This is a genomic window from Mesorhizobium sp. M2A.F.Ca.ET.043.02.1.1 (assembly GCF_003952405.1).
GTDB lineage: Bacteria > Pseudomonadota > Alphaproteobacteria > Rhizobiales > Rhizobiaceae > Mesorhizobium.
In genome coordinates, this window is the sequence record NZ_CP034445.1 from 4,601,276 (window position 1) to 4,620,341 (window position 19,066).

Sequence of the window (19,066 nt, forward strand, 5' to 3'; positions counted from 1 at the left end):
GCACCAGAGAATTGCGGGAAAGCATGCGGCGGTTCCGTCCGCAACTGCGGCTTCATGGGTATTCTCCGACGGAAAGCCCTAATACGCGTCGACCGATGGTCGTTGCGCTTCCATCTCCACCATCTGGATGCCCATCTCGACAAAGGCGGAAAGCACGGCGAAGCGGTCCGCGGTCGAGACGCGCGCCAGCCCCGCCAGGATCCCTGCGTTGACGGCGTGGGCGGCGGGGAATCCGGTCGACAGCATATCGAAGGCCGGGTCGCGCCACGCCGCCGACAAGGCGATCCAGGCAGCCGGCGTCGCCGGCGACGGATCGACAGCGCTGCTGAGCGCCGCCCGATGGCGAGGATTGCCGGGCTCGCCCACCCAATCGCTGACAAGCGCCAGCAATTCGAGATCCCTTTCGGCAAGGAGCTCGGCGAGATGGCTCAGGCATTCATGCCCCCACCAGACCGCGGCGCGCTCGGGCAGGAGATAGGCGCAAAACGTCACGGCTTCCTCCGGCACGCGCCCGGCGAGCAGCGCGCGGCAGAATTCCAGCGGAGGTTGGGCGGCGGCCGGCGACTTCATATCCCGGGCGATCGCGGGACAGGCAAGAAACAGATCCCTTGCCGTTCTGTATCCGAGTTCATTGGCCATCGCTGCCACACCCCGAGCATCGGCACAAATAGCACTGAAACCCGCCGCCAAGCGCCGGTCAAGCCTCAACCTTATCAGGCGCCGGCCATCGGCAACGTGCGCTTGTTCACAGACAATCGTTTCAGGATTTGATATAGTCCGCGCCAGCGAAAACCCGCTCGAAACAGGTCAAAACAGGAGTGACGGTCATGCGGTGGGGCAGCTCAGCCTTGGCATTGGCGGCCGTGCTTTTTTCAACGCACGTCTACGCCGATCCGCTTCAGAAATCGGAAGACATCGTAAAGTTCTTCGCCGGCCAGGGTAATCTTGGCGCCTCACGCGGTATCTGCGTCGGCACCGAGGAAGAGTGCAAGAGCAAGGCTGAGAAGAACGAGGCGCCGCCCCAGAAGGCTGGCCTCGACATGATGATCAACTTCGCCCTGGATTCGGCCCAGCTCGACCAGACCGCGCGCGCGGAGCTGGACGAGTTCGCCAAGGCGCTGAAGGACAACAGGCTGAGCACGTTCAGCTTCGTCGTCGAGGGTCACACCGACGCGACCGGCACGGACAGCTACAACCAGGGCCTGTCGCAGCGGAGAGCGCAATCGGTGGCGGCCTTCCTCGAAGCCAACGGCGTTGAATCGGCGCGGCTCGAAGCGATCGGTCTCGGCAAGTCGCATCCGCGTGTCGCCAATCCATACGATCCGGTCAACCGCCGCGTGGAAATGCGGATCAGGACGGAATAGACGGGCCGCAGGCAAGCCGACCCGTCAACAGCGAAACAGGTCAAGGGGAGCTCGGCCAAGCGCCGGCTCCCCTTTTGTTGCTGTCTGTGTCGACGCAATTCCAGGCGGAAAACCGCTTCACACTATTCCTGGAATTGCTCAACGATCAATTCTTGATCGCGTTGCCGATCACAACGCCGCTGCCGAAGATCAGCGCCTTGGTCAGGAAGTCGTTGTTTTCTCTCGGCGGCGGCGCGTCCTCGCGAACCACGGTGTCGCTGTTGCGGCGGCGCTGAACGACCTGCGTCTGTTTCCGGCGCGGCTTTTGCTGCGCCGTCGGGTCCAACGTGCGGGTCTTCTGCACGACCTGCTTCCTGGTCGGCGCGGCGCGCGCCTGGTCTGCGGCGTTCCTGGCGCGCACGGCATCCATCATCGGGTCGGTCTGGATCACCAGCAGAGCCAGCTGTTCGCGCGTCAGATAGGTGGTTGGCGGGAGGCTGTTCTTGCCTTGCCAGACGCCGATCGCTTGGCGCGTCCTCGGGCCGATATTGCCGTCGACCTGGCCGAGCTCGTTGCCCAGCGCTTCGATGCGCAATTGCAGGTCGATGCGGCTGTTGCGGTCGAGCCCGATGGCGCTTTCCGTCAGCTCGGTGCCTTGCGTCTTTCTCATCTCGTCGGTGATGCCGACCGAGGTGCGGACGGCCGAGCCGGGATTGGCACTGGCATCGTCCGCGCCGAGCGCCGCCACCTGCTTGCCCGTCGCCGGATCCTTCAGCTGGTCGATGTTGAGCTTCGCCACCGTGGCGAAACGGCCGTTCGGGAACTGGTCGAGATAGGCCTCGTAATAGGGGATGGCGTTCTTCTTCGAAGCCTCGTCCCAAAGCCGCTGCTCGACTTCCCAGGACGGCGGCTCGCTCGCCGCGAGGGCAGGGGTTGCCGTCGCCTTGGCCGCGTCTGCCGCCGCCGTCGCGGGGGGCGAAGCTGTTTCTGCCACGGGCTTGCCGAGGAACACTTCTCGTCCGAGCGAGGCATTGTGCCATGGCCGCTGCCGGCCTTGCGTGGCTTCCGTCACCTCGCCGCGCACACGCGTCAAGGCGCTCTGGATCTCGACGCCCGGCTCGGTCAGGTGCTTGGCCAGAGCCAGCGAATAGGGGCTGTCGACGCCGTTGCCGTCGAAGGCGATAGCGCCGGGGTCGGTCGCATAGGCGATCAGGACGCCGCCCGTGCCCATGCCGTCGGCCTTTGCGTCGACCGGCGCCAGGCCCGCGCCGAGCGAGCGGCTCTTCGGCAGCGCCGCTGCCAGCGTGCGCGCCAGCGGATTGTCGCGGCAGGCGTCGAGGATGATGATGCCGACGGCGGGATCGGCCGGCAGCGCCGCCATGAACTCGTCGATCTGGACCGTGCGGGTCTTGAGATAGGCCGGCGACGTCAGCTCGGCATCGACCGGAATGAGGTAGTTCCTGCCGTCGACCTGCATGCCGTGCCCGGCATAGTAGATGACGGCGAGGTCGGCATTGTAGGACTCTTCGGTGAATTTGCTGATCAGGCTGTGCATGCCGGCATTGTCCTGGTCGACGCCTTCGATCACCTGGAAGCCGGCGTTGCGCAGCGTGGACGCGATAAGGCGGGCATCGTTCGCCGGGTTGGGCAAAGCGACGGCATTGACATATTTGCTGTTGCCGATGACCAGCGCGACGCGCTTGCTGTCGGGCGTGGCGGCCTGTGCGCCGAACGCGGCGTGGAACAGCAGGATCAACCCGCCCAAAAGGATGGCGAACGCTTTCATGGGATCAGCCCTCCGCCCCTTGGGGCGCGTTACCGATGTCTGCGCATGCTGAATGTCGTGAGCGACAACGTCGCTTCTGCCAAAATCGTCCTTGAGCGTCTGTGATCTCGACCACAGATTTGGTTCGCGAGGGGCTCGAAATTTCCTCGGTGAGTATCTAAAACCAATCGGCCGATCAAAACGCGAGGTTTGGTGAACCGGCTAGTCCCTCAACACAGTGAAAGATCGCAGACTTGTCGGGCAAGGCCATCAATGTTGGGGTAGCCAGCGCAAAACGCTGGCGATGAGCTGAAGGCTCCTGAACCTCGTCATTCTAGGGTCTGCGCGCGTCGCTTCGCTCCTTGCTCCGCCCGTGGATGACGACCGCGATAGGCGTCCCGGCCAATCGCCAAGGCATGCCAACGCACACATAGCCAACCGGTCAAAACTTCTGGGTTAAGGACCTAACCGGGCTCCAGCGTCTCCTGGAGGGAGTCTATCAGCGCGGTGATCGCCTGCTTGTATTTTTCGAATTCCGGCGACGTCTGCCGCACTTGTGTCGTGGTCGTCGTCGGCTGGCCCTGGTCGGTCGCCACGCGCGGCACTTTCTGCCCCATCTTCCGCTCGGCCCAGTCCACGACGTAGCTCGCGGTCTTGCCGGTGAGGAACGGGTTGGCCTGAATGACAGCCGACCCGAGCACAGCGCTCAACTGCGTCGAGCCGGGCGCCGCCAGAACCTGGGCCGCGCCTTCCATGCCGAGGAAATGGCACAGATAGAGGCGGCCGGCGGTGATCTGGTGGCCGCGCGCGCGCAGATAGGCCTCGCCCTCGCGCGCCAGGTTGCGCACCATTTCGCGTGACAGTGTCGCGTCGTAGCGAAGCGCAAGCAGGTCGGCGGTCGACAGCGAGCGGGCAAGGTCGGGCCGATAGGTGTTCATCATCCGGATCCAGGTCTTGGAGATGAACTGGCCGGCACCGGTCGCCGAGGAAAGCGGGTTCTTGGCCCGCGCGCTGCCGCCGCTTTCGACATGCACGATCCGCTCCGTCAGCGTTTCGACGGCGGTATCGCCGGACCCGCCGTAACTGACGGCAACGGCGGTAGCCACCGTGGTGACCGTCCCCAGCGGGTCGATCGCCTCGCCGTTCTGGTAGAGTTCGAAATGCAGATGCGGGCCGGTCGAAAGCCCTGTCGTGCCGATATAGCCGATGACGTCGCCGGCCTTCACTTTGGTGCCGACGCCGCTCGCGATGGCGAATTTCTGCATATGCGCGTAACGCGTCTCGCGGCCATTGGCATGCGTGATCTTCACCAGATTGCCATAGCCGCCGCCATCGCCTTGGAAGGAGATATCGCCGTCGAAGGCGGCCATGATCGGCGTGCCGACCGGCGCCGCCCAGTCGACGCCCTTGTGGATGCGAACTGTGCCCAGGATCGGATGCTTGCGCGGGCCGAAGGTCGAGGTCATCACCCCGGCGACCGGCGTGACCATGCCGTTGGTGACGGTCAGCGAGCGCACCTGATCGTTGCCGGTCACGCAGGCATATTGGCCGTCGCTCTGCTGGAAGACGAAACAGTCGAGGCTCCTGTCCGCGCCCTGGACGCCGACATAGAGCACCCGTCCCGAGATCTCGCTTTGGCCGCGCGGCGTCTGCGAATAGATCAGCACCAGGCGCTGGTCCTCGCTGGCGAAGGCGTCGAGGTCCTGCCCGCGCGACAGATACATGATCGCCTCGCCGATGACGCTGGTCGGCACCTTGTTGCGCGCCGCCGTCGAATAGATCGCGTCGAGCAGGCGGTACTGCCGCTTGGGCCCACCCTGGTCGGAGGTGCCGGAATAGTTGAACAGATCCTCGCGGACCCAGGGGTCGACACCCGACACGAAGGCGCCGGCCGCATTGCGTGTCAGCGTGCCGACATAGACGTTCTTGGCATAGATGGAGACCTGCATCAGCGACATGGTCGTCGTCTCGCGGCTCGGCCGGAACCCGCGCATGGCCACGACGAAGCCGGCCTCCAGCCCGTCGCGGTTGAACAGCGCCTTCAGCGCTTCGCCGGCGAGCTTGGCGTCGTCGGCGGAGAAATGCGCGTCGAGCACCACGCTGTCGAGGCTGCGGTCGTTGAGGATCTTCACGAACGTGTCTTCGGTGGCCTCGAAGCGCTGATACTCGCTGGTGACGGTCGCGACGGTCGTGTTGTTCTCGATCGCGGTTTTCTTGAAGGCGGGGAGTGCTGCCTCGCCCTGGTCGATGGTCTCGCCCCAGCCGGCCTCGGGGTCGTCGGCGTCCGCCTTGGGCGCCGAGCCGGCGTCGCTGTCGTCCGGTGCCGCTTGGAGATCATTCTGCAGGTCGCCTTGCGGATCGCCCGGTTGGTCGTCTGGCGCTGCGGCTGGCGCGGGCGGAGCCGGTTGCTGGTCGTCGGGCGCGGTTGCCGAAGGCTTGGGAGCGACCTGCCGCTGCGCCTGAAAGAAGGCGAAATCCTCTTGCGTCGAGGGGATCGTCGTCATGAACTTTTCGCTGGCGCTCAGCATCACGTCGGACATGATTTCGATCTGCGGCGAAGCCCCCGAACTGTCGAGCTCAGCCGGGCGCGCGACGGTCTTGCCCTTCGTCGCGGTGTCGGCATCGGGCGCCAATGTGATCCACATCGGATCGCCGGCCAGATCGATGATCGCCGGCACATAGACCGAGGCGTCGGGCGGCACGTCTTCCATGCCCTCGACGGGATGCAACTCTTCGTCCTCGTCGCCGAACGACCAATAGTCCTTGGTCAGGTAGAAGCCGGTGGCGACGGCAACGACGGCGAGCGTGGCAAAGCCGGCAAGAGCCCGGCGCCAGAGTTTGCGCCGCCGCTCGGCCAGCCGCGCCAGCTTCTTCTGTTTGAAGCTCGTGTCGATCGCGTGCGTCACGGGCTGTTTCCGGTCAGGAAATAGGTCCAGCGCACCTGCTCCTGCGTATCGACCTCGACGAAGCGCGCCGCGATATGGCCGCGCTGCCAGCACTCCTCGATGCCGCGGATCGAAAAGCGCCGCCGGTCGATGCACATTTCGGTCGACCCGTTGAGGATCGCGTGGCCGAAGACGTCCGTGGCGTAGAGATAGATGTAGCGGTTGGTCAGCTCCTCGCGGATGACATTGACGCACTGGTTGGCGCCGATCGTCCACCAGCCGTCCGTCTGGTCGGCATTGTCGACCTTCTGTCCGACCGCGAGATTGACGACGTCGAGCGTCTGGTTGCAGACGGTGAATTCGGCATGCGCCTTGCCGGGCGAAAGCATCGAGAACAGCGCCGCGCCGAGCAAAGCGGCAAGCGTTATGCGGCCCGGAAACAGCAAGCTACGCAGCTTGCGTGGCGGGGGCTGTTGCAAAGAACGCAAGGTGCGAGGGTCCATCGGCGTTCATGCTATCCGCCAAGCCGGAAATAGCTGGCCGTGGCCGAGAACTGCGACCCGCCGGCCTCGATCTCCTCGAGGATCTTGGGCAACAGCTCCGAAGCCGGCGTCGGCCTTGAGAACATGGCGGCCTGGATGTCCTTGGGGCCGGTGATCACCAGCATGATCTGCGGCACCGCCTTGGCGGCCGCCTTGTCCGCGGCGGCAAGACCGATCGGGATGTTGAAGGTCACCTTGTCGGTTTGCGCCACCATGCGGTCGTCCAGGTTGAAGGCGACGCCCTTGTGGTCGATCAGCATGATGTTGGAGACGAGCCCGCCGCCCGTATAGAGCGCGCCGCTGACCGGCGCGCCGTCCGGTATCGATGTCTTGTCGAGGACAAGCTGCGGCTTCGCGGCCGAACTCCGGTCGAGAAAGCGAAGGAAAGTCGGCACGCCGCACTGGGAGAGCGTGATGAGGCGCACGCTGATGTCCGGCTCGATATGGAACCTGGACTGGAAATCGTTGAGCAATTGTTCGAAGGGCTGGACCGCCGTTCCGTAACCCTCGATCGTGGGGGCGCCGCCGGGTCCGGATGTCACGTTGGCGTAGAAGCAATTGCCGCCGCTGAAATCGCGCACCCAGGAGCGCTGCTCGTTCCACTTGGCCATGTCGTCTTCCGCTGACGGAAGCGCCGGCTTTGGCACATTGACGGCGACGTCGGTCTCGGGCTGCTTGGTTGCCGGCGTCCCCGGCTGCTGCGCCGGCTGGGTTGGCGCGGTCGGCGTTGCCGGCTGGCTGGCTGTCGGGACCTTCGGCTCGGCCGGCGAGGGGGTCGGCTCCGTCGATGCCTGTCTTTGCGAAGTTGGGGGCAGGGATGGGGCCGGCTTAGGCAACTTGGAAAGCTTATCCACGAGGTCTTTCACGCTGGGCTTGGCTGCCGGCGGATTTGCCTCTTGCGCCGGCTTGTTCTCAGCCGCCTGGCTCGGTTCCGGCGTCTTGATCGCCGGCTCGCTTGCCGGCCGCGTCGGTTTCTCGCCTTCGGCGGCCGTTGGCCCGGGAGCCGGCGCGGGCGACTGTTGCGCTGAGGGCTGCACCGGCTTGGTCTCGACCTGAGGCGTCTGGCTTTTGGCCTCGCTCTCCGGCTGCGTGGCTGGCTGCTCGACGGGCGTCCTGGCCTCCGCCTCAGGTTGGGCGGATGGCTTCGCCGTGTCAGGTTTCGGTGCTTCCGGCTGAGCCGCGGCCGGCGCCTGCGGCTGAGCTTTCGGCGTCTCCGCTTGCTGCGCCTCGGCCACTGGTTTGGCGGTCTCGATGGCCGGCTTCGGAGTCAGCGGCTTGGGTGTCTCCGCCACCGGCATGGGCGCCAGGACGCCACTGAAATAGAGGCCCGCCACCGCCAGGACGGCGGTCGCCGCGGCGCCGCCGGCGATGACAGGCATGCGCGAAGGCTTTTTGGGCGCGGCCGGCGCGGGCGCGCTGGCCGGGGTGGCGGCCGGCGCGGGCCTTGGCTCCGACAGGTAGGCGGGGCGCACATGCTCGACGAAACGCGGCTCGCCGGAAGGTGGTGTCTGGGGCTTGGAGTCCGGCGGCGCCGTCCAGCCGGCGCGCGGCAGGCCCGAGCGTTCGCGCGCGCCGAACGACACCGGCGGCGGCAATGTCGGCTCGAGATCCTCACCGCGCGTTGCTCGGGCGATCTCAGCCATGCTCGCCGGCCGGTCGCGCGGATCCGGTTGCAGCATGGCTTCGATGAGTTCGCGGAAATCGGGATCGATATCCGACAGGTCCGGCACGGTCCGGCGTTTCTCGATGACCTCATATTGCGAGCCGCTCATGTCGAGCGGCTTGCCGCGCAGCGCCGCCGCCAGCACCAGGCCGAGGCTGTAGATATCCGATTGCTCGCTGACCTCGCCGCCATAGAGGCCGAGTTGTTCCGGCGAAACATAATTGTATTTTCCGGCGAATTTGCCGCCGATCAGCGTTTCGCCGCCGACGGTCGCCGAGCGCGCGATGCCGAAATCGATGATCTTGGCGCGCTCGACCCGGCCGCCGGGCAGGATGATGTTGTCAGGCGAGAGGTCGCGGTGCACCGCGCCGGCCTGATGCACGGCGCTCAAGCCAGAGGCGAGGCGGTGGCAAAGCCGGCGCACATCGTCGCTTGGCATCGGCCCGCGCCGCATCATGTCGAACAGCGATTGGCCGTCCACGAACTCCATCGCGAGATAGGGGCGGCCGATCCCCGGGTCGATGGTGAACACGTGGTAGCGCACCACCGCGTCATGCGAGAGATGGTTGAGGATCGACGCTTCCTTGCGGAACAGCGACAGGATCGTCTGGTCGCGCGCGAATTCGGGCAGCACGATCTTGATCGCCACATGATCGCCGGTCTGGATGTTGTGGCCGCGATAGACTTCGCCCATGCCGCCCGAGGCGATCCGCTCGTCGAGCTCGTAAATGCCGCTGAGCTGCGTGCCGACGCCGGCATAGGTCACGTTCGGCGAGATCCGGGTCTTGTCGTCGTCGCTCATCTGGCCAGGCCCTCCGCTGCGGACCGATCCGGATGGGGCGCGCCGTTGCCGCCGATCTTCACAAGTACGATGGTCACATTGTCGGTACCGCCGCGCGCCAGCACCGTATCCAGGAGGGCCTGGCATGCCGCCCGCGGCGTGGCGGATCTGGCCGCGGCCTCGATCTCGGCGTCGCTGACATGCGCCGTCAGCCCGTCGGTGCCGAGGACGAAAACGTCGCCCGGCATCAATTCGCCCTGCTGGAAATCGATCTCGAGCTCGTCGCTGACGCCGACCGCATGCGTGATCACGTTGCGTCGCGGCCAGGTGCGCGCCTCCTCCGCGCTGATCATGCCGCGGTCGAGCAGTTCCTGCACCTCGGTGTGATCCTTCGAGACCTGGACGATCGAGCCGTTGCGCACGAGATAGATGCGGCTGTCGCCGGCCCACAGGCAGGCGAAGCGTCCATCCATGGCAAGCAGGGCGGCGAAAGTGGAGCCGATGGTGATGCCGCGCGATCGCGATATGCCCCGGATCTCGGCATTGGCGCGGCTGAGCCTGTCCTCGAAGCGGGCGCGAAGGTCCGGGGCCGAGCTCGCAATGCCGATCGTCGCCAGATGGTCGACGATACTGGCCGAGGCGACCTCGCCGGCCTCATGCCCGCCCATGCCGTCGGCCACCACCCAGAGCCCGGTCTGCGGCTCGATGAGGTAATTGTCCTCATTGTGGTCGCGCACGCAGCCCTTGTGGCTCACGCCGAAGCTGTCGATGGGAAGGGCGACAGTGCTCAATTTGCCACCAAGCGCTCAGCGAGCGTCCTCTGTGACCAGCCATGGGCCGCGTGCCCACGCCACTCTGCCACAAGCGGGTACATTAGAGTATCGAAATAAAGCCCCGATCTGGCCATCTCAAAACGCCTTCGGACAGCTGAAGCCTGACAAGGCTGGCAGGACGAGGGGGTTGGCCCCAGAGCCCGCCTGGATCGTGTAGGCGACATCGCGTCCACCGATCACGAAACGCGCCTCGGTGCTGGCGCCGTCGCCGGTGGTGGTCGCCTTGTCGAACAGTCGCTTCAACGCCCACGGCCCCTCGAATTTGAGCGCGGACTCGCGTCCCGGCATTTCCGGTAGGAGGCTGAGGCTCGCCGATCCGGACGCGGCGCCGCTCGGCCATGTCACGATGCTCGGTGCGTTGCCGGCCTGGGCGCTCTGCACTGTCTGCCCGTCCACGTTGAGCACCGCGCTGTCGGCTTCGCTGTTCAGCGAGGTGGGTGTGAAGGTGATCGACACCAACGGCGTCGACCCGCCCGACGGGAAGAAGGCGGCGCGGATTTCCGCCGCCGCCTGGAACGCCTTCAGGGTCGATTTCGCAAGATCCTTGCTGTAGCGCGCATTCTGCTTCCAGCTCCATTCCTGGCCGGTCATGTCGATCAGCGGCGCAAGGTTTTGCGCGAAGAAACGGTCCATCAGGCCGCCAGGCGCGAACAGCTTGGCGAAATCCGCCATCGAGATGTCCTCGCTGCTGTCGCGGGCGAACGGATAGTGGCCGTTGACAGCCTCCTCGCAAGGGCGCGTCACCGTCTGGTCGAGGGTCTGGTTGAGATTGGCGATCGAGGTCTCCGCGACATTGCCCTCGAATTCGTCCGCCGCCGCGTTGACCATGCGCGCCAGCGGCTTGGGAAGGCGCGAGACATTGGCGCGCAAGGTCGAGATCTGCAGCTGCAGATTGGCGTTGACGCGTTCGGTCTGCGTGGGGACATCGGCCGCGAGCTTCAGGCTCTGAAAAATGTCGTGGAAGTTCTGCGTCAGCGCATCGAGCGGCCGGCGCCCGGGGTTGCCGCTGACCAATGCCTGGAACGAGCGGAACTGCGCCTCGACGCTCGCGCCGGCGTTCTGCGCAAGGGCCGAGCTTGCGCCGGCCCGGCTCTGGGACTTGCCGCCGGCGATCTGCAGGCCGATGCGGGAGAGGCCCTTGGCCATGCTGGCGAGATCCGGCTCAGCCGTCCCGGTATCGCCCTCGGCAGCGGCAGCGTCCTTGGTCAACGCGGTCTCGTCGGCGATCGCCGTGAACAGCTGGTCGAGAGGCGAGTCCGCCGCGGCGAGGGCGGAAAGCGCGAGATATTGCGGCTTGTCCTTCAGCATCGCCTTGAGCTTCAGCTGGTCGAGCACGCCGTTCCAGGCGGCGGCGAATTCCTTGCCGTAGCGGTCGATGAGTTCGGGACCGAGCTTGGGCAGGTCCTGGTCGATACCGCCCTGTTCGCCGCCGCCGCCGAGCACCCACCGGTCGTCGACGAGCATCTGCGCGATGCGCGACAGCTGCGGCAGGAAGAAGCGGTTGAACCCGGCACGCGTGTAAAGGCCGGGGACGTGGAGATCGGCGAGCTCGCTGCCGTCGATGCGCTCGAACAACAGCTGCGCTTCCGGACCGGCTTTCGCGGCGACGGAGAAATCCTGCAGCCTCGCCGCGTAGACCGCCGACTTGATCTGCGCAAAGGCGCGGTCGGCGAGGCTCATGCGGCCGAGCGAGCGCTGCGCGGCCTCGACCAGCGGCTGGTTGAGCGCGAAGGTTGGATCGTAGGCGTCGTCGAGCGCAAGCATGGCGCGCAGATGCTTTTCAAGCTGCGCGCGTCCCTCGCGGTTGTTCTCGCCGGGGTAGCGGTTTTCCTCCCAGTCCTGCTTCATCCACGAGACGATCAGCTCGTCGTCGACCTTGGGCGCCTTGCCGCCCAGCATCAGGTAGATCTTGAGCGGCTCGTAAAGCGCGATCGGATCGGCCATCCTGGCTTGGATCGTCCGCTCGGCCTGCACCAGCAGCCGCGATTGGAAGCTGCGCTCCAGTGCCTGCCGGTAGGCGGTCTTGGAGGCCGACAGCAGCCTCTCGCGCTGGCTGAGCCCGAACGTCTCCTCGATCGGCCTGCCCTGGTCGCCATTTTCGAAGCCGGCCGGCAGGTTGCGCAGCTGGTCGAGCGGGCCGATGACGTTTTCGAGGTCGACGTCGGTCACCGTGGTGCTCTTCAACAGGCTGTCGGCGCTGTCGCGATAATGCGCAATGGCTTGCCTTGTGGAGGCGATCAGCTCTCTGTTGGCGAAGAAGCTGAGGCCCAGCACGCCGAGCGCCGCCAAGGCTGCCAGCGCGATCGCCGCCAGTCCGCCGAACCTGGCGAGCCGGATGCGGCGCTCGGCCGCCCGGTCGAACGATACCCAGCCGGATTCCGGGAAGATCACCTTGGTCAGCAGATCGTGTAGGAAGAAGCTTTTGCCGGCGCCCGAAAGATGCGCCTGCGAAGCGCTGCCGAAACTGCGGCCGATCGCGCCCAGCACCTGGTCGAAGGGCGTTCCTTCCTGCGTGCCCGACGAGAAATAGAGCCCGCGCAGGCTGACGTTAACCTGGCTGCGCGATGTGTCGAACAGGCTGCCGATGAACTGCGTTATCCGGTTCTTCAGCGCGCCGAACTGCGCCGGAAAGCCGAACAGCGCAATCCGCGCCACGGGGTCGGTCTCTTCCTGCAGGCGGTCGGCGACCTCTTCGGCGAGCCGCTTGGCCAACTCGTCGAAGGATCCGGGCGCCTCGCCGGCCATGTTTTTGGTGCGGTCCGCGGTCTGGAACGTCGCGCCCCACACCTTGCGCCGGCGCGCCTCGTCGAAATCGCCGAAATAATCCATGAAGCCGGCGACGAGATCGGCCTTGGTGAACAGCAGATAGACCGGGAACTGGATCTTCAGCGTCTGGTGCAATTCGCGCAGGCGGCTCCTGATTTCGGTGACATGCTCGTCGAGCTGCCGGTCGTCGAAGCCGATGAGATCCGACAGGCTGATGGCCAGGATGACGCCGTTGATCGGCTGCCTGGTGCGGTGCTTCTTCAGCAGTCCCAGGAAGGAGAGCCAGCTCGCTCTGTCGCGCTCGCGGTCCGCCTCCTGCGTCGTGTAGCGGCCGGCCGTGTCGATCAGCACCGCCTCGTCGGTGAACCACCAGTCGCAGGACCGCGTGCCGCCGACGCCGGCCACCGGCTGCGCGCTGCCAGAGCCGGCAAGCGGGAATTTCAGCCCGGAATTGACCAGCGCCGTCGTCTTGCCGGCACCGGGCGGGCCGATGATGATGTACCAGGGAATGTCATAGAGGATATTGCGCTTGCCGCTCGTCCGCTTCAGCGTCGCGATGGCTTCGCTCATGCGTGCTTCGAGCACCTGGGAATCGTCGTTGCGTTCATCGCTGCGCGCGATGGCCGCTTCGAGCGCCTTCTGCGCCTTCCGCCGCTGCCAGAAGCGGATCCCGTAGAACAGCGCGAGCGCCGCAACGGTGACGCCGATGATCGTGGCCCTCAGCCACACTGGACCAAGCGGGCGCGTATCGGCGAAGCGGATCAGCGGTCCGGCATACCAGATCGCCGCCGAGAAACCGGCGAGCGCAGCCAGGCTGAAGATCCGCCGCATCCAGCGCATCAGCCGCCGTTCTCCGCCGCGCTGGTCTGCAAAATCTCCTGTTTCGGGATCATCACGTCGACGCGGCGGTTCTTGGCACGGCCGTCCGCCGTGCCATTGTCGGCGATCGGTTCGTCCTCGCCCTTGCCGTCGGCACTGAGCCGCGACGGATCCTTCACCTGCTTGGCCATCATCGCCTGCACGGCCTTGGCGCGAGCGACCGAGAGGTCGAAATTCGATTTGAACGTGCTGGACTTCTTCGGTTTCACATTGTCGGTGTGTCCAATGATGTTGATCGGTCCAGGCTCAGCATCGAGCACGGTGGCGATATCGGCCGCGACCGGCTGGAACTGCGGCTTCGGCTCCGCCTGGCCGGGCGCGAACAGAAGCTGGTTGTTGATCTCGATGACGATGAACGCGCCCTTCTCGCCGACGCTCAGTCCGCCGCCGGCGATCTCCTTGGCAAGGGCGGCGCGGACACGGTCGATCTGGGCGGTGTCCGGAACCGCTGGCGGCGGCGGGGCGGCTTGCGCCGGCTCAGTGGGCGCCGCCACGCTGGCGCGCTCGATGGTGACGGGCGTCGAGGGGTTGAGCGCCAGCAACTCTCCCGCCGTCGCGTCGCCTTCATCGGTGATCAGCACCCGCAGCCCGAAGAAGGCCGCCGTGACCAGCGTCGCCGCGGCGGCCGCGACCGCCCAGAGCGGCAGCCGCGCCCTCGGCTTCGGCAGCGCCGCCGCCATGCCTTGCCAGTGGGGCGAGATGTCTTCGCCGGCGCGCGGCTTGAAGTAGCGCAGCGTGTCGTAGACGTCGCGCCGGACGCGTTCGAGCGTATCTCGTTCCTTGGCCAGCCCGCGATACTGGCCCTCGAAGCCCAGCGACAGGCAGGCATGCATCAGTTCGAGCAGGTCGTAATGCGCTTCCGGCGTGGCGAGGATGTTGTTGAGCGCTCCGTAGAAACCGGCGCCGGTAGGTTGGGTGTGAAAGAACCGCGCCACCAGGCTGTGCTGAAGCCAGCTGTCCTTGCTTGGCCAGGGCAGATTGCCGACAAGGTCGTCGGCGGTTTCGCAAAGCGCGAATTTGGCGATGCGTGCGTCTTCCTCGGCCACGCCTGCCTTCGCGATTTCAAGGTCGAAGGTCTCGATCGCGTCGGCGATATGTTCCGCCAAGGGCGCGGCTTGCCGGTCGACCGGCATCAGTCGCAATTGACCGAGAAGCATCAACAGCGGCGCGGAGGCGGCAAGGATCGGATTGGCTGCAGCGTATCTCACGCCGGAGGCGGCGTCGAGCAGGGCATCCTGCTGCACGCCCGGCGCCGCATTCGCGGCGGTTCCCGGAGTTGGCCCTTGGAAGAGCACGGTTCCGGACGACCAGCCGGTAGGCATCTGCCGGCCGCCACCGGGATCGAACACCGTCGCTTCGCGGGAAGGCGATGGGGCTGGCCGCACGCTTTCCGGACCGGACCTCTCGGCAGCCGCGAGTGGCTTCTGCTTCGGTCGCGGCGCGCGGATGACGGTCTTGTCCGCCGGCCTAGACGGATCGTCCTTCGAGCTCATCGGCGGCGCCCCGCCTTCAAGCTGCAAAGGGCATGTTTTCGATCGGGGGACCGCGTTTCAGGCTGAGCCTCGGCGGCGGGCCGCTTGGAAAGGCTCATCTCGCCGAAACATGACATTGCTGCACACGCCCCAAGCCTCGCCGCCTTGCCCGCCGGGCTAGCGTCCCTGTGCATTCTAGTCGCCCGGATACCCAATTGAAACGGGCCGCCGATTGAAATCCGGAAGCAAGATGCTCGAAGCGGCGGCTTCTTCTATGAGACCCGTCACATACGGCCAGCGGTTAGAGCAATTCCAGGAAAAGTGTGAGCGGTTTTCCGTCCGGAATTGCGTGAAAACAAGAAGATGGGGCATTTCACCGTTTCCGTGAAACGGTGAAATGCGCTAGTGCCCGTGCGTCTATTTCTTCTTGTCGGCCTTGGCGTAAGCTTCGGCGAAATAGGTGAGGAAGACATCCAGCATGCCGTTCTCATGCTTATCTTCCATCGTCCGCCATGTCGCGACGAGCGCATCCCAGGCCTGGCTCTTCCTGGACGAGAAGGACGCAGGCGGAATTTTCTTCGCGATCGCCTCCGGCGACAGGTCGTCGAGCAGCCGCGACAGCGCCGCCTGCATGGCGGCATAGGTTGCGATCTCATGGGCCTTCAGGTCGCGGAACGCATCCTCGATGCTGCGCCTGGCATCGAGATAGCCCGCCCTGCGCTTGGCGAACATGATCTCCAATATGTCGTCGGTGCCCGGCACGAATTTCAGCGGGTTGTTGTCCTCGGCGCCGATCATCGTGCGGTTCGCGCTCTTGGCGAGCACCTTCGCCGCCGCGCGCGCCTTGAGCAGCAGGGACAGTTGCTCGACCGTGGTTCTCAGCACCGCGCCGATCTCGGCCGCGACGTCGTGAGGATCGCGCGACTGCAGCAAGTCGGGAGCGATGCCCGCCGCCCTGGCGATTTCCCGCAACATCGCATCCACTTCCGCGGGCCGGTTGGCCGGGGCCGCCGGACCTGGCTGCAGCGCCGAGGATGTCGAGACGGGCGCCGCCTCGGCCGGGCGCTGATCCGCCGGACTGAAGAACGGTTCATGGCCGGGATCCAGCGGCCGGCCGGTCGAGGGCGGCAGCTCGCGCTGAGTCGATCCGGTCCTGGTCTGCGGATATCCGGTCGCGGCCCGTTCGTCTTCGATCGAAACGCCGACGACGTAGCGGCCGATCAGCAGCCGGTCGCCCTGTGCCAGCCGATGCGGCCCGGCCATGCGCTGGCCCGAACCATTGACGAAGGTGCCGTTGCGCGAGAGGTCGTAGAGCCAGAACGAACCCGCCTGGTAGCGGACCTCGCAATGCCGGCCCGAAATGAACTTGTCCGGATCGGACAATGTCCAGTCGCAATTCTCGCGGCCGATCTCGAAGCTGCGATCGCGGGCGGCATAGCTGGCGGCGGTGCCGGCCGGCAGGCTGTCGACATTGCTGATCTGGAGAGAGATGAACATCCGGAAGCGTCGCCGAACTTGGTCAACAAATGCTTATCTGTCGCGCAATTCCGGGCGGAAAACCATTGAGCGCCCTTCCGGAATTGCTCTGCTATTCTAGCAGCTTGGAAGCCGAGCGGGAGAGGAGCGTTTCACATCGGCGCATGGGCGCGCTTTAGCCATCGCTATTATTTGGCCTCCCTCAAACATGTGCTAGGCTGACGCGGATACGGTGCGGTGAACTCGAACGCTCCCGAACGTGATCCAGTTAATAGAGCGGGGGCTTCAAACCATCACACTGACGGCCGCGTCGAGGAGGGGCACGACCCATGCCGAACGAACGTGCCACGGTTGTACAGACGCCGGCTGGCGCCGACCTGACCTTCACCCATCTCATCGGCCGCGATGAGATCAGTCGCTGCTTCGCCTATACCGTCGGCTTCGTCTCGAAGAACCGCGACGTCGACCCGCTGAAGATGCTGGGCGGCGTCGTTTCGGTCGAGGGCGAGTCCGATCCGAAGCGCTGGTTCAGTGGCCTCGTGTCGGATTTCAAGCTGACCCGCATCGAGGACCGGCTGGCCTTCTACGAGGCGACCGTCAGGCCGTGGCTCTGGTTCCTCGGCAACACCACCGATTGCCGCATCTTCCAGAACATGACGGCGGTGGAGATCGTCGAGAAGATCTTCTCGAAATATGGCATCGCCAAATTCGAGAAGCGGCTGCAGGGCTCCTATCCCCAGCGCGAATATTGCGTGCAGTATGACGAGAGCGATCTCGATTTCGTACAGCGGCTGCTCGAGCACGAAGGCATCTTCTATTTCTTCGAGCATGACGAGGGCAAGCACACGCTCATCCTCTGCGACGCGATGAGCAAGCTGAAGCCGGCGCCCGGTTACGAGAAGGTGCTTTACAATTTCGAGGGCCAGGCCTCGCGGCGCGATGTCGAATACATCACCGAATGGATACCTGGCAGCGCGGTGCGGCCGGGCGCCTATGCCCACACCGATTATGATTTCGAGAAGCCCGGCGCCGATCTGATGGCGAAATCCGCCCAGCCTTTCGCTCATAAGGAAGCCTCCGGCGAAAACTATCGCCAGCCAGGCGCGCATCTCGATGTCGGGCGCGGCGACAAGATCGCCGGGATCCGCCGCGAGGAGCTTCAGGCCGTGCACCAGCACAGCACCGCGGTTGGCACGGTGCGCGGCCTTTTTTCCGGCTGCAAGTTCACGCTGGAGAGCTTTCCGCGTGACGACCAGAACCAGGACTATCTTGTGGTCAGCGCCGAATACCGGCTGTTCGATCCCGGCTACCGGACCCAGAACGAGGCCCACAACGAGAATTTCAAAGTCGTGCTGGGCGTGGCGCCCACCAAACTGCCCTACCGCCCACCGCGCATCACGCCGCGGCCGATCATGCGCGGCCCGCAGACGGCAACGGTGGTAGGTCCTTCGGGCGAGGAGATATTCACCGACAAATATGCCCGCGTGAAGGTGCAGTTCCATTGGGACCGGCTCGGCAAGAAGGATCAGAACTCATCCTGCTTCGTGCGCGTCTCGCAGACCTGGGCCGGCAGCAACTGGGGCTTCATCCAGATCCCGCGCATCGGCCAGGAGGTCATCGTCGATTTCATCGAGGGCGACCCGGACCTGCCGATCATCACCGGCCGCGTCTATAACGCCTCGCAGATGCCGCCCTACGGACTGCCGGGCAACGCCACGCAGTCGGGCTGGAAGTCGAATTCCTCGAAGGGCGGCGGCGGGTACAACGAGTTGATGTTCGAGGACAAGGCAGGCTCCGAGCTGGTCAATTTCCAGGCGCAGAAAGACCACCATTTGCTGATCAAGCACGACCGCAACAAGACGGTCCAGCACGACCAGTCCGACCGCATCGACCACGACGCCAAACACTCCGTCGGCCACAACCTCGACGAGGACGTCGGCAACAACAAGACGGTCAAGATCGGCGTCGACCAGACCACCAACATCGGCTCGAACGACACCGAAACGGTGGGCGCGAACCGCAAGCTGACGGTGATGGCGAACGAGACGATCCATGTCGTTGCGAACTCGACGGAAAACATCGACGCGAACCACTCGCAGACGGTGGGGCTCAATCAGACAGTCACAGTGGGTGTCGCGCGCGTCGACACGGTGGGGGCCGCTGAAACGAGAACCGTAGGCGCGGCACAGATGAACACAATCGGTGCCGTGCGTTCGGTCAGCGTGGGTATCAGCCAAAGTCATGATATCGGCGCAGGCGACAGCTGGAACGTCGGAGCAAGTCAGAACATCCAGATCGGCGCCGACCAGAGCCTGGCGGTCGGCGGCGCACAATCGTCTCAAATCGGGAAGGCAAGGACGGCCAAGATCGGTGCGGACGATGCGACCGATGTCGGTGGCGCGCATGCGCTTAAGGTAGGCAAGGGCAGCGGTATCCAGGTTGCCGAAGACAGCACGATCAAAGTCGGCAAGAAGCTGATGATCGATGCCGGCGACGAAATCACGCTGAAATGCGGCGATGCCTCCATCACCATGAAGAAGGACGGCACAATCGTCGCGAGCGGCAAGGACATCACGATCAAAGGCAGCGGCAAGATCACCGTCAAGGCGGACGGCGATGTGATCGTGAAAGGAAGCACCATCAACAACAATTGAGGTCGCG

11 protein-coding genes are annotated in these 19,066 nt (G+C 65.1%); 2 read left to right on the plus strand and 9 right to left on the minus strand.

The annotated features are described in order from the left end of the window. Nucleotides 1-78: 78 nt before the first annotated feature. On the minus strand, nt 79-639 hold the full coding sequence (locus EJ068_RS21870) for a hypothetical protein (protein WP_245463184.1): 561 nt from the start codon (nt 637-639) through the stop codon (nt 79-81). A 188-nt stretch (nt 640-827) separates the two neighbouring features. Between EJ068_RS21870 and EJ068_RS21875 the strand changes: the two genes are divergently transcribed. After that, nucleotides 828-1,364: an OmpA family protein gene (locus EJ068_RS21875; protein WP_189341908.1), complete on the plus strand. Its 537-nt coding sequence runs from the start codon at nt 828-830 to the stop codon at nt 1,362-1,364. 145 nt (nt 1,365-1,509) lie between these two features. Here the strand turns inward: EJ068_RS21875 and EJ068_RS21880 are convergent, their stop codons facing one another. The 8 genes from EJ068_RS21880 to tagH form a co-directional block, all read right to left on the minus strand. Further along, nucleotides 1,510-3,129 carry a caspase family protein gene (locus EJ068_RS21880; RefSeq protein ID WP_127252228.1) on the minus strand — a complete coding sequence of 540 codons (1,620 nt, stop codon included), beginning with the start codon at nt 3,127-3,129 and terminating at the stop codon, nt 1,510-1,512. A 443-nt stretch (nt 3,130-3,572) separates the two neighbouring features. Further along, on the minus strand, nt 3,573-6,014 hold the full coding sequence (locus tag EJ068_RS21885) for a M23 family metallopeptidase (protein WP_127252227.1): 2,442 nt from the start codon (nt 6,012-6,014) through the stop codon (nt 3,573-3,575). Beyond that, the gene (locus EJ068_RS21890) at nt 6,011-6,439 is read right to left on the minus strand and encodes a DUF1036 domain-containing protein (RefSeq protein ID WP_245463185.1); all 429 of its coding nucleotides are present in this window, start codon (nt 6,437-6,439) and stop codon (nt 6,011-6,013) included. Before EJ068_RS21890 ends, EJ068_RS21885 begins: the two co-directional genes overlap by 4 nt. A gap of 68 nt (nt 6,440-6,507) precedes the next feature. Then, complete coding sequence (locus EJ068_RS21895) at nt 6,508-9,000, minus strand: protein kinase (RefSeq protein ID WP_129554857.1); 2,493 nt, start codon at nt 8,998-9,000, stop codon at nt 6,508-6,510. Then, entirely contained in the window at nt 8,997-9,770 is a 774-nt protein-coding gene (locus EJ068_RS21900; protein ID WP_127251795.1) for a PP2C family serine/threonine-protein phosphatase, read from the minus strand. The genes EJ068_RS21895 and EJ068_RS21900 overlap by 4 nt, the downstream gene beginning before the upstream one ends. Nucleotides 9,771-9,887: 117 nt before the next feature. Further along, nucleotides 9,888-13,418: a type VI secretion system membrane subunit TssM gene (gene tssM, locus EJ068_RS21905; protein ID WP_189342595.1), complete on the minus strand. Its 3,531-nt coding sequence runs from the start codon at nt 13,416-13,418 to the stop codon at nt 9,888-9,890. Then, nucleotides 13,418-14,950, minus strand: coding sequence for a type VI secretion system protein TssL, long form (gene tssL / locus EJ068_RS21910; protein WP_127251793.1), 1,533 nt, complete (start codon nt 14,948-14,950; stop codon nt 13,418-13,420). The genes tssM and tssL overlap by 1 nt, the downstream gene beginning before the upstream one ends. 396 nt (nt 14,951-15,346) lie before the next feature. Continuing rightward, nucleotides 15,347-16,426, minus strand: a complete 1,080-nt coding sequence (gene tagH, locus EJ068_RS21915; RefSeq protein ID WP_127251792.1) for a type VI secretion system-associated FHA domain protein TagH — start codon at nt 16,424-16,426, stop codon at nt 15,347-15,349. A 308-nt stretch (nt 16,427-16,734) separates the two neighbouring features. Between tagH and tssI the strand changes: the two genes are divergently transcribed. Further along, complete coding sequence (gene tssI, locus EJ068_RS21920) at nt 16,735-19,059, plus strand: type VI secretion system tip protein TssI/VgrG (protein WP_127251791.1); 2,325 nt, start codon at nt 16,735-16,737, stop codon at nt 19,057-19,059. Nucleotides 19,060-19,066 lie beyond the last annotated feature (7 nt).

Coding starts and splice junctions, on each gene's coding strand:
- EJ068_RS21880 (WP_127252228.1), bottom strand. CDS start 3,129: ATGAAAGCGTTCGCCATCCTTTTGGGCGGGTTGATCCTGCTGTTCCAC.
- tssL (WP_127251793.1), bottom strand. CDS start 14,950: ATGAGCTCGAAGGACGATCCGTCTAGGCCGGCGGACAAGACCGTCATC.
- EJ068_RS21870 (WP_245463184.1), bottom strand. CDS start 639: ATGGCCAATGAACTCGGATACAGAACGGCAAGGGATCTGTTTCTTGCC.
- tssM (WP_189342595.1), bottom strand. CDS start 13,418: ATGCGCTGGATGCGGCGGATCTTCAGCCTGGCTGCGCTCGCCGGTTTC.
- tagH (WP_127251792.1), bottom strand. CDS start 16,426: ATGTTCATCTCTCTCCAGATCAGCAATGTCGACAGCCTGCCGGCCGGC.
- EJ068_RS21895 (WP_129554857.1), bottom strand. CDS start 9,000: ATGAGCGACGACGACAAGACCCGGATCTCGCCGAACGTGACCTATGCC.
- tssI (WP_127251791.1), top strand. CDS start 16,735: ATGCCGAACGAACGTGCCACGGTTGTACAGACGCCGGCTGGCGCCGAC.
- EJ068_RS21875 (WP_189341908.1), top strand. CDS start 828: ATGCGGTGGGGCAGCTCAGCCTTGGCATTGGCGGCCGTGCTTTTTTCA.